General features: G+C 58.8%; 14 protein-coding genes. 4 read left to right on the forward strand and 10 right to left on the reverse strand.

Going from position 1 to position 15192, the window contains the following annotated elements; all coding sequences use genetic code 11:
• Nucleotides 1–2: 2 nt before the first annotated feature.
• Both BDE40_RS11075 and BDE40_RS11080 read right to left on the reverse strand, forming a co-directional pair.
• Nucleotides 3–2510 (reverse strand): ABC transporter permease, encoded by a 2508-nt coding sequence (locus BDE40_RS11075; protein ID WP_134014585.1) that lies wholly within the window; start codon nt 2508–2510, stop codon nt 3–5.
• Nucleotides 2507–3202 carry an ABC transporter ATP-binding protein gene (locus BDE40_RS11080; RefSeq protein ID WP_134014586.1) on the reverse strand — a complete coding sequence of 232 codons (696 nt, stop codon included), beginning with the start codon at nt 3200–3202 and terminating at the stop codon, nt 2507–2509. The genes BDE40_RS11075 and BDE40_RS11080 overlap by 4 nt, the downstream gene beginning before the upstream one ends.
• A gap of 94 nt (nt 3203–3296) precedes the next feature.
• Between BDE40_RS11080 and BDE40_RS11085 the strand changes: the two genes are divergently transcribed.
• Nucleotides 3297–3884 (forward strand): arylesterase, encoded by a 588-nt coding sequence (locus BDE40_RS11085; RefSeq protein WP_134014587.1) that lies wholly within the window; start codon nt 3297–3299, stop codon nt 3882–3884.
• Nucleotides 3885–4031: 147 nt separating this feature from the next.
• The gene (locus BDE40_RS11090) at nt 4032–4988 is read left to right on the forward strand and encodes an L-malyl-CoA/beta-methylmalyl-CoA lyase (RefSeq protein WP_134014588.1); all 957 of its coding nucleotides are present in this window, start codon (nt 4032–4034) and stop codon (nt 4986–4988) included.
• A gap of 40 nt (nt 4989–5028) precedes the next feature.
• Here the strand turns inward: BDE40_RS11090 and BDE40_RS11095 are convergent, their stop codons facing one another.
• Nucleotides 5029–5865 carry an AraC family transcriptional regulator gene (locus BDE40_RS11095; RefSeq protein ID WP_134014589.1) on the reverse strand — a complete coding sequence of 279 codons (837 nt, stop codon included), beginning with the start codon at nt 5863–5865 and terminating at the stop codon, nt 5029–5031.
• Nucleotides 5866–5982: 117 nt separating this feature from the next.
• On the opposite strand from BDE40_RS11095, the gene BDE40_RS11100 reads away from it, so the two are divergent.
• Nucleotides 5983–6945, forward strand: coding sequence for an acetyl-CoA carboxylase carboxyltransferase subunit alpha (locus tag BDE40_RS11100; protein WP_134014590.1), 963 nt, complete (start codon nt 5983–5985; stop codon nt 6943–6945).
• Nucleotides 6946–6963: 18 nt separating this feature from the next.
• Here BDE40_RS11100 and BDE40_RS11105 read toward each other — a convergent pair whose 3' ends face one another.
• The 4 genes from BDE40_RS11105 to BDE40_RS11120 are packed head-to-tail and all read right to left on the reverse strand — an operon-like array spanning nt 6964 to nt 9904.
• Entirely contained in the window at nt 6964–7566 is a 603-nt protein-coding gene (locus tag BDE40_RS11105) for a pyridoxamine 5'-phosphate oxidase family protein (RefSeq protein WP_134014591.1), read from the reverse strand.
• Nucleotides 7567–8304 carry a lysophospholipid acyltransferase family protein gene (locus BDE40_RS11110; RefSeq protein WP_134014592.1) on the reverse strand — a complete coding sequence of 246 codons (738 nt, stop codon included), beginning with the start codon at nt 8302–8304 and terminating at the stop codon, nt 7567–7569.
• Nucleotides 8305–8306: 2 nt separating this feature from the next.
• On the reverse strand, nt 8307–9200 hold the full coding sequence (locus tag BDE40_RS11115; protein ID WP_246030421.1) for a cell division protein FtsX: 894 nt from the start codon (nt 9198–9200) through the stop codon (nt 8307–8309).
• Between the two features lie 26 nt (nt 9201–9226).
• Nucleotides 9227–9904: a cell division ATP-binding protein FtsE gene (locus tag BDE40_RS11120; protein WP_134014593.1), complete on the reverse strand. Its 678-nt coding sequence runs from the start codon at nt 9902–9904 to the stop codon at nt 9227–9229.
• Between the two features lie 159 nt (nt 9905–10063).
• Here BDE40_RS11120 and BDE40_RS11125 point away from each other — a divergent pair, with 159 nt between their 5' ends.
• Entirely contained in the window at nt 10064–10909 is an 846-nt protein-coding gene (locus BDE40_RS11125) for a zinc-ribbon domain-containing protein (RefSeq protein ID WP_134014594.1), read from the forward strand.
• Between the two features lie 2 nt (nt 10910–10911).
• On the opposite strand, the gene BDE40_RS11130 is transcribed toward BDE40_RS11125, so the two are convergent.
• Genes BDE40_RS11130 through BDE40_RS11140 form a run of 3 tightly spaced genes read right to left on the reverse strand, consistent with a single transcriptional unit; the run spans nt 10912 to nt 15119 of the window.
• A complete protein-coding gene (locus BDE40_RS11130) occupies nt 10912–13503 on the reverse strand; it encodes a TIGR02302 family protein (RefSeq protein ID WP_134014595.1) in 2592 nt (863 codons plus the stop codon).
• 33 nt (nt 13504–13536) lie between these two features.
• Nucleotides 13537–14802: a diaminopimelate decarboxylase gene (gene lysA, locus BDE40_RS11135; RefSeq protein ID WP_134014596.1), complete on the reverse strand. Its 1266-nt coding sequence runs from the start codon at nt 14800–14802 to the stop codon at nt 13537–13539.
• Complete coding sequence (locus BDE40_RS11140; RefSeq protein WP_134014597.1) at nt 14802–15119, reverse strand: DUF2834 domain-containing protein; 318 nt, start codon at nt 15117–15119, stop codon at nt 14802–14804. The genes lysA and BDE40_RS11140 overlap by 1 nt, the downstream gene beginning before the upstream one ends.
• Nucleotides 15120–15192 lie beyond the last annotated feature (73 nt).

Consider the following 15192-nt stretch of genomic DNA (forward strand, 5'->3'; position numbering starts at 1 on the left):
CGTCACTCGCGGGCGCGCAAAACCTGCGCTGGTCGCGTTGCCAACGGTCGCCATGCAAACATGAGCCCTGTTGCCAACGTGGCCAGTATGCCCCCCGCGATGATCGCTACGGCAGAGCCGACAGCGATCTGGAAATCCGACTCCATTACGAAAGCCATAACCCCCCATCCCGCGGCAATCCCGGTCACCAGTGCGATCCCACCAGCCGTCAGGCCCAACAGCGCCGAACGTAGCGCGAAGTTGCCCAGCACTGCAGCGCGTGATGCACCCAGCGTCTTCAGCACCGCGCCTTCATAGACCCGCGCCTTTTCCCCCGCCGCTGCCGTACCGATCAACACGATGCCCCCCGTCACCAACGTCGCCAACGCGCCGTAGGTGATCGCCGCCGCGATGCCTTGCAGAACCTCGCTGACACGGTCGATTGCGTCGCGCACGCGGATCGCGGTGATATTCGGATAGGTCTTCGCCATGTCGCGCAAAATCGCGCCTTCATCGGCTTCCTCGGCGTAGATCGTTGCGATATGCGTGTGCGGAGCCCCCCGAAGCGCCGCCGCATTCATCGACAGTACGAACCCAAGTCCTCCGGTCGAGAAGTTAACCTCGCGAAAGCTGGTGATCGTAGCGGTGATGTCGCGCCCCAGCACGTTGACCGTCAGGGTGTCGCCCAGATGCAAACCAAGCTCCTCCGCTTCCTCGGCGGCAAAGCTGATCTGTGGGTCGCCTTCGTATCCGGCACCCCACCATGTGCCTGCCGTAATGTCTGTCCCCGCTGGCAGCGCATCCGCATAGGTCACGCCACGATCACCACGCACGACCCAGTGGTCTGGCGCCACCTCCATCGCAGGTTTGTCGTTAATCTTGGTAATCACACCGCGCAGCATCGGTGCGCTTTCGATCTTCGACACGCTCGGGCGCGCGCTCAAAGATGCCACCAGCGGCTCCAATTGGTCGGGCTGCACATCCACGATAAAGTAGCTTGGTGCAATCTCGGGCAAATCCCCCGCAATGGCGTTGCGCAGGTTCCAGTCGATCTGTCCCACTGCCGCCAGCACCGACAGCCCCAGCCCCAGCGAGACCACCACCGCCTGCGCCTCGCGCCCCGGTCCGCCAACAGCGCCCAGCGCAAAACGCAGCGTCTTGAACCCGCGTAAGCGCCGCGCCAGCCACCGCGCCAGTACCCGCACGCCCATTGCAGCCAGCACCAGCAACACAAACGCTGCCATGATGCCACCCGCCGCCCAAAGCGTCAGCATGACCAAACCTGAAAGCCACGCCGCAGAGCCTACCAGTGCCGCTAAAATCAACCCGCATACGACGATCCAGATCGGCCTCGGCCAGCCTCTGACACCGCTTTGCGCATCCCGAAACAACGCCGCCGCGCGGATATGCTCCGACTGGCCCAACGGCCACAGCGTAAACAGTGCCGCCGCCAGCGCCCCGTAAAGTGCGGCTTCCGCCAAGGGACGCAGGCGCAACGCCAAATCCACCGGCACGGGCAAGCTCGCCTTGATCAACGGGCCGAACGCCAACGGCAACAGTCCGCCCAGAACCAGCCCCATGGCTATGCCCAACACCGCGAGGACACCCACCTGCAATAGGTAGACCCTAAACACCAAGTCCCCCGACGCGCCCAGACTGCGCAAAGTGGCGATCACTTCCGTCTTGCCCGCCAGATAGGCCCTGACCGCCGCGGAAACGCCAACGCCGCCCACAGCCAATCCCGTCAGCCCCACCAGCACCAGAAACGCCGACAACCGCTCCACGAACCTCGATATCCCCGGCGCGCCGTTGCGCCGGTCCCGCCAGCGAAATCCTGTACCCTCCAGCGCTGCCTCGGCCTGCGCTTTGGCGGCCTCCAGATCCAAGGCCTCGGGCGTCCTGATCCGGTATTCGGTCTCGAACAAGGTTCCCGGCGTCAAAAGCCCCGCGTCCTGCAAGGCCGCACTTGCCACCAATGTCGGCGGCCCCAGCGAGAAGCCCGCCCCCGCGCTATCCGGCATCCGCTCCAACGCGGCCATAACGATGAACTCTTTGACCCCCAGCTTCACGCGGTCGCCCACGTCCAAGCCCAACCGCGCCAACAGCACCGGATCAACCGCCGCCCCTGCAAAGCCGTCGCGCCCCGCCAGAGCCTCGGCCAAAGGTATATCAGGCGTCAGTTGAACCGCGCCATAAAGCGGATACATGTCGTCAACGCCTTTTACCTGCGTCAGGGCGCGTTCCTCCCCCGTCACCAGCATGGAGCGGAAATCGACAAGCTCCGACACATCCCCCAAACTCTCGAAAAACGCGCGCTCTTCAGGTTCAGCAAACCGGTAGGTCAGTTGCACTTCCGCGTCGCCGCCAAGGATCACCGCACCTTGTTCTGTCAGCCCCGCCTCGATCGCGCCGCGCACGGTGCCGATCGCGGCAATCGCGGCCACGCCCAGCGCCAGACACGCCAGAAACACCCAGAACCCCCGCAAGCCGCCCCGCAACTCGCGCCGCGCAATCCGCCACGCAAGGCTCATTGCGCGGCCATCGCAAGGCTGTCACTGATGATCTGCCCGTCGCGCAGCTGCACCACGCGGTCACACCGCGCAGCCAGTTCAGGCGCGTGGGTCACAAGGATCAGGGTCGCGCCATGGCGGTCGCGCAAGTCAAACAGTAGGTCCATCACCATCTCGCCGGTTGCCGCGTCCAGATTGCCCGTCGGCTCGTCCGCCAGCAAAATCTGCGGTCGCCCCACAACGGCCCGCGCCAGCGCCACGCGCTGCTGCTCCCCGCCCGACATCTGCGACGGATAATGCCCGCCCCGCGACGCCAGCCCGACAGCGGCCAGTTCCGCCTCTGCCCGCGCAAACGCATCGTTGGCGCCCGCCAATTCCAACGGTAGCGCGACATTCTCCAAGGCGGTCATCGTCGGAATTAAGTGGAATGATTGGAAAACCACCCCCATATGGTCCCTACGGAAACGGGCCAGCCCGTCCTCGCCCATCGGCGTGAGGTCTTGACCCAATACCGACACAAGCCCCGATGTGGCGCGCTCCAGCCCGCCCATCACCATCAGGAGAGACGATTTGCCAGAGCCCGACGCCCCCGTAAGCCCCAAGGTTTCCCCTGCGCTCACCTCCATAGAAATACCTTTCAGGATCTCGACCACGCCGGCATTGCCGTCCAGTGACAGGGTCAAATCTTTCAGGCGCATCACGGGGTCGGTCATCACTTGGTCCTTGGGCTTGGGGCGTGGACTTCTAGATAGACCCTTCCGCACGCTTCGCAACCTTGCACTTGCATCCGTCTTGGCAAGCCCCGCAATGGCAGAGCCGGTGACGATTGCCGCACTCGGCGACAGCCTGACCCAAGGCTACGGCCTGCCCGCCGAAGACGGCTTCGTGCCGCAGCTTCAGGCGTGGCTGACCGCCCAAGGCGCGGACGTCACCTTGGTCAATGCAGGCGTCTCGGGCGATACCACCGCAGGCGGCCTGTCGCGCATCGACTGGACCCTGACGCCAGAGGTCGACGCCGTGATTGTCGCCTTGGGCGGCAACGACGTCTTGCGCGGCCTGCCGCCGGAGCAGGCGAAATCCAATCTCGACGCGATCCTGGCCAAGATCGAGGAGCGCGGCCTGCCCGTACTGCTCGCCGGAATTGACGCCCCGTCCAATTACGGCCCCGACTACGAGGCCGAATTCGAGGCGATCTACACTGACCTCGCCGCCAAACACGACGCACTGCTAATCCCGAATTTCCTCGAAAGTCTGACCCGCATCGACGACCGCGCCATGGTCATGCGCGAGCACATGCAAAGCGACGGCATCCACCCCGACGCCTCCGGCGTAGCGCTGATCGTCGAGGCCATCGGCCCGGTGGTTCTGGACCTCATCACCCGCGCCAGCCCCTGAATTTGTACAAACTGACAGAAACGACGTACACGGCGTACTTGGTGTACAAAACCGGGCTCGCCGCAGCGCAGCGCTTGCGGATCGTCGCGCAATATCCTATCTCTGACTGCAGCAAAGACGAAACATCCTTACGCGAGAGAAATGCCCATGAGCTTCCGCCTGCAACCCGCCACTCCTGCCCGTCCAAACCGTTGCCAGCTCTTCGGCCCCGGCTCCCGTCCCGCGCTGTTTGAGAAGATGGCGGCCTCCGCCGCCGACGTCATCAACCTTGATCTCGAAGACTCTGTCGCGCCCTCCGACAAGGACGCCGCCCGCGAAAACGTCATCAATGCGACGCATGAAGTCGATTGGGGCAACAAATATCTGTCCGTGCGCATCAACGGCTTGGACACCCCCTACTGGTATCGTGATGTCGTTGATTTGCTTGAGAAATCATCCGATCGCCTTGACCAGATCATGATCCCCAAAGTCGGCTGCGCCGCTGATATTTACGCCGTCGACGCGCTTGTGACCTCCATCGAGGCCGCCAAGGGCCGCAGCAAGAAGATCAGTTTCGAGGTCATCATCGAAAGCGCCGCAGGCATCGCCCATGCCGAAGAAATCGCTGCATCCTCGCCGCGCCTGCAAGCCATGTCGCTGGGCGCGGCCGACTTCGCCGCGTCCATGGGGATGCAAACCACCGGCATCGGTGGCACGCAGGACAACTACTACATGCTGCAAGGCGGCAACCAGTACTGGTCCGATCCATGGCACTGGGCACAGGCCAAAATCGTAGCAGCAGCAAGGACTTATGGCGTCCTGCCCGTAGACGGCCCGTTTGGAGACTTCTCCGACGACGAAGGCTTCCGCGCCCAAGCCCGCCGCTCCGCCGTGCTGGGCATGGCAGGCAAATGGGCCATCCACCCCAAGCAAATTGCCCTTGCAAACGAGGTGTTTACCCCCTCCGAGGAGCAGGTCACCGAGGCCCGCGAAATTCTTGAGGCCATGGAAACTGCCAAGGCCAATGGCGAGGGTGCCACCGTCTACAAGGGCCGCCTGGTCGACATCGCCTCGATCAAACAGGCCGAGGTTATCGTCAAGCAATTCGAGATGATAAACAGCTAAAAACAGCGCTGCCCCAATGTTTCAGGGGCAGCGCGCCACCTCACTTCAGTGGCAGATATATCTCTGTCACCAACTCTTCGGGTGCCGTATCCGTCGGGTCGTTCAGGTAAACCTCCATCGCAGGCGCATCCCCCGGCTCCTCGCCACTTTCAGGCAACCAGACCCCATACAGATAGTCATAAGCGGCTTTCAGCCCTGAATACGGACCGGTATGGGTCAGCACAGCAACTTTGCCCGCGGGGATTTTCATGTCCTCCATATCGTCGGGCATCTCGAATTTCTCGCCGACCAATATCCCCGCATAGCTGCGCAACTCCGCCTCCGGCACCTCGTTTGGATCGTCATAGTAGACACCCGCCATCCCCCGCGCCGAGGGCCACAGCCCGCGGGAGGAAAACATCGAAGCGATGGATTCAAACTTCTTACCGATCTCGAGATAGGGACCCTTGTGGGCCAAGGCCGCCATTCGACCCTTAGAACGTTTTTTGATTTCAACAGGATACATGGAAAATTCTCCTCTGTGTGTTTCGGGGCTCGGAGACGCCAGAGCCCCACGTTTGCGAAACGCTGCCGGAGTCAGATCGAATGCCTCGCGAAATATCCGCGTGAAGCTGGCCACATTGTCATAGCCGCACCGCTCCGCCACTTCCGCCACGGACCAGTCCTTCTGCACCAGCCAGCAGGCCGCCCGATGCATCCGTATCCGCCGCACCGCGGCGGCGCAGGTCTCGCCGGTCATCCCGTGAAACACCCGATGCCAGTGAAACCGGCTCATCGCAGCGACGTCCGCCAGCGCGTCCAATGACAGGTCGCCCGCAGGGTTGTCGTGGATATACTCCTTCACGCGCAGCAGCCGTGCCTCATAAGGATTGGTCATAGATCGCTCCGTCTCGTCTCGCCTTTGGTTCTAGCTTAGCCCCATTTCACAAATCTTGCTGAGTTGCATCTGCCGCGAAGCATGGTCATATATCCCCCACGCAATCGGGAGTCCCAAATGACTAATTACCTTGAGTTCGAAAAGCCTCTGGCCGAAATCGAAGGCAAAGCCGAAGAACTGCGCGCCATGGCGCGTCAGAACGAGGAAATGGACGTTGAGAAAGAAGCCTTGGCTTTGGACAAAAAGGCCGCCGACCTGCTGAAAGAGATGTATAAAGACCTGACGCCATGGCGCAAATGCTTGGTCGCGCGGCACCCCAATCGCCCGCATTGCAAAGACTACATCGAAGCGCTGTTCGATGAATATACCCCGCTTGCCGGTGACCGGAATTTTGCCGATGATCACGCCGTTATGGGCGGCTTGGCGCGGCTTGGTGACCGTTCTGTCGTAGTGATTGGCCACGAAAAAGGTCACGACACCAAAACCCGCATTGAGCGTAATTTCGGCATGGCCCGTCCTGAAGGGTACCGCAAAGCCATTCGCCTGATGGACCTTGCCCATCGCTTCGGCCTGCCCGTCATCACAATCGTCGACACCCCCGGCGCGTATCCCGGCAAGGGCGCAGAAGAACGCGGTCAATCCGAAGCCATTGCCCGGGCGACACAAAAATGTCTGGAGATTGGAGTGCCACTGGTCTCTGTCATTATTGGCGAAGGGGGATCGGGCGGTGCAGTCGCCTTCGCGACGGCCAATCGCGTGGCCATGCTGGAGCATTCGATATACTCCGTTATCAGCCCAGAGGGATGCGCTTCAATTCTGTGGAAAGACGCCGAAAAGATGCGCGAAGCAGCAGAAGCGCTGAGGCTCACCGCACAGGATTTGAACCAGTTGGGCGTTTGCGATCGCATCATTCCAGAGCCCGTCGGCGGTGCGCAACGCGACGCCAAGGCGACAATTTCCGCTGTCGGTCAAGCCTTGGGCGAGATGATTGACGACCTGTCCAAGATGGACAGCGACGCGCTCATCAAAGACCGTCGCAGCAAATACTTGAAATTGGGCTCGAAAGGGTTGGCGGCTTAGCTGAACCGGCTTGGCGGATCACCACATGGTGTCCTTCGCCCGATCACCCCATTCTGCATCATAGGTCTTGCCATCAAAGCCAGCCTTGAGTTCGGCGAGCATGTCTCCGACTGACGGCAAATCGGCGTCAGCAGTCTGCCCCCGCCACAAATCAGCTCGCATCAGCGCCCGTGCGCATTGAGCATACACCTCGGCAATCTTGATGACGATGACGGATCTGGGCTTGCGCCCTTTGTCGCTAAAGCGCCCTCGCAATTCATCGTCGAAGGTCAACTTAGCCTCTCCGTTGACGCGGATCACAGTATCACTGCCCGGAACCATGAACATTAAAGCGATACGCGGGTCGCGCACGATGTTGCGCAAGCTGTCCATCCGGTTGTTGCCGCGCCAATCAGGCAGCGCCAAGGTCTGCGCGTCGAGTTCCAATACGACAGGCCCATCATCCCCACGAGGTGAACCATCCACGCCTTCCGGACCAACGGTAGAGAGCACGCAAAAGCGCGATGCCATGATCCATTTCCGGTAGGCAGGTGTTAGCTGCTTGGCTACTTTCATCAGCGACGCCTCACCCGGCTTGCCGTAGCAGTCTTCAAGTTTCGAAATGTCGGAAACGAATTCCACTCAAACTTCCTTGGGAACGAACCCGGCTTCTACCAGCAGGCGATCAGAGGCCGCTTCGACCTCGGCCTCTAGTTTGGCAAGAAACTGTTCTTTTGGCAGCCCTGGCGGGATTGGCTCAAGAAATTCAACTACAGCCACACCCGGCTTGCGGTAAACACCGCGGCGTGGCCAAAAAACACCCGCATTGGTCGCCACCGGATAACAGGTCTGGTTCATTTGCTCATATAAAACAGCGGTACCAACCTTGTAGGGACGTTTCACTCCAGGCGCGAGGCGGGTGCCTTGAGAATAGATCACCAATTGCCCCGGCAACTTGTCACCCTTTTCCACATCCGCCAACATCTTCGCAATTGCAGCCCCACGTTTTCCTCGGTTCACAGGGATACAGCCGATGCGGTAGGCATATTGACCCAAAATAGGCGCATAGAGCAGGATCGCCTTCATAATGAATTTGCCATGCGGGATCGCATCGAAAATCATCAAGATATCAAGGAAAGACTGGTGTTTTGCGGCAACCAGTGCCTCTTCAGTCGGAGGCGTGCCGCGTACTTCACTTTTCAACCCGACCATCCAGCCCGCCGTCCAGATCACATAACGTGCATAGGCATGACAGGCCGCCACCGCACCATACGGGCTGAACATGGCCCAAGGCAGGTAGACGATCGCAAGGACCGGCATCGCCGCATACATTGACAAGTTGAACACCAAGGATCTGGCCCATTGAATGGCATATTTCATGATCACGTCACCTCGTTCAATGTGCGCAGGGCGGCACTTCGCGTAGCCCAGAACGCCACCAAAGCGGCCAGCGGCGGAATGGTCAACGGCCAAAGCCAGTGCCACCCCTGAAAACCAAGACCCGTGAGGAAGGCACCCTCATCAGCCGCACTGGGCAGCAGGGCCACCGCAATACTGCCCGCTATCGTGCCAACAGCAGCGCCAAGCAATGCGCGGATCGTGAAGCGTCGAACGAAAGCGCGGGCGATATAGACATCGCGTGCACCCACCAAACGCGTTACGCGAATAACCTGAGCGTTTGCGGCAAGAGCAGCACGCGCGGCGAGCGTAATCATGGCCGCTGTCGACAAGCCAATCAGGGCGATCGCGATCCAACCCAATCCACGTAACCGTTTTGCGGCATCGACCAGTGGGCGTCGCCAGCGGGTATGATCGTCCAGAAACGCTCCCGGAGCTTCACCGGCCAAACGCAGACGCAAACCGGCGGCGTCATACCCGTTTTCCTCCTCGACCACTTCGATAAGTCTCGGAATGGGAAGATCTTCCAGCGGCAGGTCGGGTCCGAACCATGGCTCAAGAAGCAGCATCTGCTCCTCTTCGGACATGATCCGCGAGCGGGCGACACCGGGTGTGGTGCGTAAAACTTCTTGTGCAGCAAGAGTCTGCGCCTCAATTTCCTCCAGCGGGGCCGAAATCCGGACAGTTGAGGTTTGTGCCAATTCGCTTGCCCAACGTTCAGCCAAACGGCCGGTCGCCAAGGACAGAGCTAAGGCGAATACTGCCAGAAAGGCCATCGATCCGGCCGTGAAAGTCGTCAACGTTGCGGTGAATCCAGTTGGTGGCACCACACGGTCGGCCGCGCGGTCACCCCCGGCAATCTCTGTTATCGTAGTCAAAATCGAACGCAATTTATCCAAAATACTCACAGGTCTGCCCCCGCAAGTTGTAACCGTTTGTCCTTGATCCGAAGCACGCGTGCCGCAACCTGCGCCTTGGTGTTCCTGATCAAATTGAGATCGTGGGTCGCTACCAGTACCGACTTGCCCATCTTGTTGAGCTCAATCAGCAGCGACATAAGGCGTTGCGACATTTCCCAGTCAACATTCCCGGTAGGCTCGTCTGCCAGAATAACGTCAGGCCCCATGATCACCGCACGAGCCAAGGCAGCGCGCTGGCGCTCACCACCCGACAGTTCAGGGGGCAACTGGTCTTGCTGCTTGGTCAAACCAACCCACCCAATCAAATCCTCTAGATTTTGTCGTTCAGCCTCAACGTCACGACCGGACACCGTTAACGGCAAGGCGATGTTTTCTGCAACGGATAGATGGTCAAGAAACTGGCACTCTTGATGAACAACCCCGATCCGCCGCCTCGCCAAAGCAATTTGATCACGGCCCAGTGCTGCCACATCCTGATCAAATACCTGCACCAACCCTTTGGATGCGGCCAATTCCATATAGCATAGCTTGAGGAACGTGGATTTTCCCGCGCCCGACGGGCCGGTCAGAAAGTGGAACGATCCTGCTTGAAGCCTTAGCGAAATGTCAGTCAGCAAGTCGCCACCGCCATAGCTATAGGCTACGTTTTCCAGTTCTATCACAGGGCCTGCTCCAAGTTTGATTGCGCAACAATTACGCCATAGGCAGCAACAGTTGCAATCAATTGGAAACAACAATGCTTGGAATACACATTTCCACAGGCTAAGACTTGAGTAGATGTGAGGCGCGCCAAGGCTTTAGCGCGAAAAAGCGGGGATTTCATGCGGCTGGTTTGCCCAAATTGCGATGCGGAGTACGAGGTTGATGACGGCCTTATTCCGCCCGAGGGGCGCGATGTCCAATGCTCCAACTGTACAACAACCTGGTTTCAAGCTGCATCGAAAGCCGCCAGTACGGATGTGCCACCAGAAGAAGCCGAGCACGAGCCGCAAGCCGAGGAACTGGATGATGATCCCGATCTGGCAGCGATAGCGGCTGCGACAGCTGCCGCAGCGGGACTTACGCCTCGCAAACCTGCTGTCGATCAAGCAGCGATGGATGTCATTCACGAGGAAGTTGAGCGTGAAACAGCAGCACGCAAAGCAGAACTCGGCGGGATCGAGACACAACCGGATTTGGGCCTCGACGACTCAGATTCTGAAGTCCGCGCTTCTGCTGCCCGCGACCGGATGGCGCGGCGTCGTGGTCTGGATCCACAGGCCGCGGCAATCGAGGATGATGATCAGGCGTTGACCGCGGCACCAAAACGCGAAGAAGCGGCGACGAAAAAAGAGCTGTTCCCCGATATCGAAGAAATCAACTCGACGCTGTCTCCGGAAGCCGCAGAAGCCGAGGCCGAAGCAGCAAGGATTGCTGCCGAAGGCGGAGATGTCAGCCAAGTTCAAAAGAGAAGCGGTTTCCGGCTGGGCTTTGGCTTGATGCTTCTGCTCGCTGTCGGATTGTTGATCCTATATGTCTACGCACCGCAAATCTCGCAACGGATGCCCGCTTTGTCTGGCGCGTTAGATAGCTACGTTGCATCAATCGATAACCTGCGCGTCTGGCTCGACACGGCCGCTCAAGGACTTGTTGAAAAGATCGGCGTTACGCTGGACGACCAACCTTAGACCTAGAACTGATCCAGCAACCTTTTCAGGTAATCTCGCTCGATTTCGGGACGGTTTTGTTCGCCAGACCGGCGGCGGATTTCGTCTAGAAGCTCACGCGACCGACGTTGTGCATTCTCGCCTTGCAGCATATTTTCTTCCGACCCAATCATTCCGTCAGAGCCTTGCTCGCGCCCTAGCGGATCCTTGTTCTGGCGCGACGCACGTCCTTGGTTCTGACCTTCGTTGCCCTGACCGTCCCGCTGTTCTTGCGCCATGGCATCACTTAGATTGCGCATACCTTCACGCAAAGCTTCCATCGCATCCGATTGAGCTCCCAGCGCCTCTGCCGTTTGATCATCTCGCAATGCCTCTTCCGCGCGATCCATAGCTTCGCCGGCACGGTCAAGCGCCTCGCGTGCAGCGTCTCCTTCCGGAGTGCCTCGGCCCGGCAAATTGCGTTGTTGGCGGTTCAGCTCGTCACGCAACGCTTGCTGGCGATCCGCCAATGACCGCTCGCTGCCTTCACCAGGCTGCTGGCCTTCAGATTGCTGGCTCCCTTGGCCTTGCTCGCCTTCCTGTTCGCCTTGCCGACCACCTTGGCCATCATGGCTCTGCCCGCGGCCCTGCCCGCCATTGCGGCCCTCATTGCCTTCGCTTTCGCCGGCCTGCGCACCGGGGTTGAACTGCTCCTGCAGGTCGCGAAACGCCTCATCGCTTAGGCCTTGCTGTTCACGTAGCGTGTCTTGAAGACCCTCCATCGCCTGTTGGCCCGGACCTTGCTGACCTTCGCCACCCTGACCTTCTGCAACCTGCATATTCTTCATCATTTCCATCAACTGGTCGAGCAAGGCCTGCGCCTCGGCCATTTTGCCTTCTTCCATCAGGCGCTGAATTTCGTCGAGCATCTCTTGGAGTTGATCATCCGTAACTTCCTGCGACTCGCCTTGCGCTTGTTGCTGGGGCTCACCATCCTGCCCCTCTTGCGCCAGCTGCTCCATATATTGCTGCATGGCCTCACTGAGTTCTTGCATCAGCTCGGCGATTTCCTCGCTTGTCGCACCGTCCTTCATCGCATCGGAAAGCCGTTCTTGCGCGCGTTGCAGGCGTTCTAAGGCGTCGGAAAGCCGCCCGTCTTCAAGCAGCGTGGCAGCTTGCCATAACATATCAGCGATTTCGGTCTGCTTCTCGTCGGTGATCCCGAACTCTGTCGCCAGTTCCAACCGCGTGATCGCCATGCGAACGGTCAGATATGCGACCTCGCTGGGGAAAAAACCGTCTGGGTCGTAGGTAATCGTTCTAAGAAGCTGGCTAATGCGCCCAGCATTCTCGCGGGACCAGAGAAGGTCACGACGTTGCTCTACCAATGCTTTGGCAATGGGTTGGAAAAAGCGCCGCCTCGGAAGTTCTGCCTTGACGGACGCCGGTGCGCTGGATTGCTCCGACGCATCTATAACGGACAAATCAATCTTAACCGGTAAATTGGCCCATGGATGCTCTGACAGGTTCTCGATCAGTGTTTCATCGAAGTTTTCTCTGCCGCCGGAATACGGCATCGGCAAATCAAGAACGATTGCTTCTTGCGGCTCAGGGTCGACGACCAATCCGTAACGGCGATCAACTTCGACCAAATCCAGCGTTATCGTCGCGGTTCCGCGCTCCACGCCATAGTCATCGGATGCGGTAAAGGGCAATTCCATCTCACCATTAATCTGGCGAGAGACCTCAGCCCCTGCTTCAACAATCGGTGGCTCGTCCGTCTGGGCCGTAATTGTCCATTCTGCTTCGTCGCCGCCTTCGATACGGATGATACCGTCGTTCTGAATAACTCTGCTGAACGCGGACTTTTGCTCTTCTGTTTCCGGCTGCTCAACACCTGATACAGTCTCGGAAAGCGTCAAACTTCCGACCTGTCCGTACAACCGCACCGTCAGGTCACTGCCCTTTGGCACCGTCAAACTGGAGACCTTAACGTCGTTCAAGTAAAGGCTGGGCTTTCCGGTATAGCTTGGCGGCTCGATCCAAACTTCCCAGGCTGGACCTGCAGCCACAGCCTTCCCAAAACCGCCCGGCGTCAGATCATCCAGCGAACCCGATCGCAAAAGACTTCCGAACCCGAGTGTTGTCACCAGCAACAACAACGCCACATAGCGCATTGCGTACGGGTCTTGCGCGGACACGCGCAGATCCGGTGATACGGCCTCTGCTTCAGCCAATCGGGCCTGCATTCTTGCCTTGTGTGCCTGCCAAATTGCCTGCGACGCGGCATCGCTGCCGCCAAGTGCTTGTGTATCAAGAGCCGCAGTAACAGGTCGTCCCGGCATCGTGCGGTCGATCCGGTTCAGTGCGTCCGCCCATGTTGGAACCCGAAATTTTTTCCATGCATAGTAGAGCGAAGCTCCAAAACCGAACGTCGCTGTCAGGGCAAGCGTCCACAACGCCCACATTGGCAGGGATGCACCGCCTACAAATATTAGTACCACGACACCAAAAAACAGAACGGTCCAAAGCGGCCAGAACGCGTGCGTGACCCGTTCAGCCCAAAGACCCACAAGAGTAAACCGTGTTGGCCACGTCAGTGCAGTAAGGTCTAGCTTGGTGTCAGGCTTGTTCATCAAGTCATCCCGTTGGGTAGACGCACCATAGCGTCAAAGCCACGAAGGAATGGTATCTCGATTTATCATCTCGTCAAAGGTCGGACGCTCCCGAATGACGGCGAATTGATCTTCATGGACCAAAACCTCGGGGATAAGCGGCCTAGAGTTGTACTCGGATGCCATAACGGCGCCATAAGCACCTGCCGACCGGAAGGCCACCAAATCACCTGCCACAACAGGCGGCATCATGCGTTGCTTGGCGAACGTATCGCCGCTTTCACAAATCGGCCCGACGATATCGTATTTTACCTGCTCGACACCCGCTGCTGGCTCAACCACAGGAACGATATCATGATACGCACCGTACATGGCAGGCCGGATCAGATCGTTCATCGCCGCGTCAATAATCATGAACTGACGGTCTGCGCCTTCTTTGACGTAAATAACCTCCGACACCAGAAGACCCGCATTTCCGGCAATCAAGCGCCCCGGCTCAATCTCGATTTCGCACCCCAAATGACCGACTTTATCACGAGCAAGCTGCCCGAATTCCTGCGGCAATGGCGGTGCATCGTTGGAGCGCTCATAGGGGATGCCCAATCCGCCACCCAGATCAAGACGCCGAATATCGTGACCTTCAGCACGCAAGAGTTTTGTTAGCTCGGCAACTTTTTCGAACGCCTGACCAAACGGCTCCAACTGGGTAAGCTGGCTGCCAATATGCACGTCAATTCCAATCACTTCCAAGCCCGGCAAGGCAGCAGCCGCAGCGTAGACTTCTTTGGCCCGCGAAATCGGGATGCCGAACTTGTTTTCTGATTTTCCTGTCGCAATTTTTTCGTGGGTTTTCGCGTCCACATCAGGGTTTACCCGAATTGTGACCGGCACGGTGACCTCCATCGAAGAGGCAACTTCTGACAGCGCCTGCATCTCTGGTTCGCTTTCGATATTGAACTGTCGAATGCCACCCTCAAGCGCCAGACGCATTTCTGCACGCGTTTTGCCGACCCCTGAAAACACGATGCGCTCACCCGGAATACCAGCGGCCTTGGCCCGCATGTATTCTCCGCCTGAGACAACATCCATGCCTGCACCGAGGTCGCCCAAAAGCTTCAAAACAGCCTGATTGGAGTTCGCTTTCATCGCGTAGCAGACCAGATGGTCAGCCCAATCCAGTGCTTCGTCAAACAAACGGAAATGGCGCGTCAGTGTCGCACTGGAATAAACGTAGAACGGCGCGCCTACTTGGGCGGCGATATCGGCAATGGCGACGTCTTCGGCATGCAGTTTGCCGTCGCGGTAAAGAAAATGGTCCATCAGTCGAGCGGCCTTGTGCGTAGAAATAAATAGAGCGGCAAGCCGCAGGACACACCGATACAGAATGTCGCCGGGATCGCAACCAAGGTAAACCAATTCCGGCGAACAGACACCTCGGCGATAATCCAGACAGTCAGCGCTATCGCTGCTATCGTGAGGTCCCAAACCAAGCCAGACGATGCGGCATTTGCATGCCAAGCTTCAACCATCAGTCCCAACGAAAAACCGTGTTCGGAAAACCACTGCACAAAGTAATACATCGGGTGGACCGCCCCCCAAATTGCAAGGGCAAGATAGATCATTCGCAACACAGACATCGCGGTAGCTCCTGTACCAGTTGTGCGGCGATGTAGCTCATTACCCTATCGTCGGAAAGGTCCGAGGCCCCCC

Origin of the sequence: Litoreibacter halocynthiae, assembly GCF_004365635.1 — a bacterium.
GTDB lineage: Bacteria > Pseudomonadota > Alphaproteobacteria > Rhodobacterales > Rhodobacteraceae > Litoreibacter > Litoreibacter halocynthiae.

Bases quoted from the DNA above. Each gene is read 5' to 3' on its own strand.
- BDE40_RS11075 (WP_134014585.1), bottom strand. From the start codon at position 2,510: ATGAGCCTTGCGTGGCGGATTGCGCGGCGCGAGTTGCGGGGCGGCTTG.
- BDE40_RS11080 (WP_134014586.1), bottom strand. From the start codon at position 3,202: ATGACCGACCCCGTGATGCGCCTGAAAGATTTGACCCTGTCACTGGAC.
- BDE40_RS11085 (WP_134014587.1), top strand. From the start codon at position 3,297: ATGGCAGAGCCGGTGACGATTGCCGCACTCGGCGACAGCCTGACCCAA.
- BDE40_RS11090 (WP_134014588.1), top strand. From the start codon at position 4,032: ATGAGCTTCCGCCTGCAACCCGCCACTCCTGCCCGTCCAAACCGTTGC.
- BDE40_RS11095 (WP_134014589.1), bottom strand. From the start codon at position 5,865: ATGACCAATCCTTATGAGGCACGGCTGCTGCGCGTGAAGGAGTATATC.
- BDE40_RS11100 (WP_134014590.1), top strand. From the start codon at position 5,983: ATGACTAATTACCTTGAGTTCGAAAAGCCTCTGGCCGAAATCGAAGGC.
- BDE40_RS11110 (WP_134014592.1), bottom strand. From the start codon at position 8,304: ATGAAATATGCCATTCAATGGGCCAGATCCTTGGTGTTCAACTTGTCA.
- BDE40_RS11125 (WP_134014594.1), top strand. From the start codon at position 10,064: ATGCGGCTGGTTTGCCCAAATTGCGATGCGGAGTACGAGGTTGATGAC.
- BDE40_RS11130 (WP_134014595.1), bottom strand. From the start codon at position 13,503: ATGAACAAGCCTGACACCAAGCTAGACCTTACTGCACTGACGTGGCCA.
- lysA (WP_134014596.1), bottom strand. From the start codon at position 14,802: ATGGACCATTTTCTTTACCGCGACGGCAAACTGCATGCCGAAGACGTC.
- BDE40_RS11140 (WP_134014597.1), bottom strand. From the start codon at position 15,119: ATGTCTGTGTTGCGAATGATCTATCTTGCCCTTGCAATTTGGGGGGCG.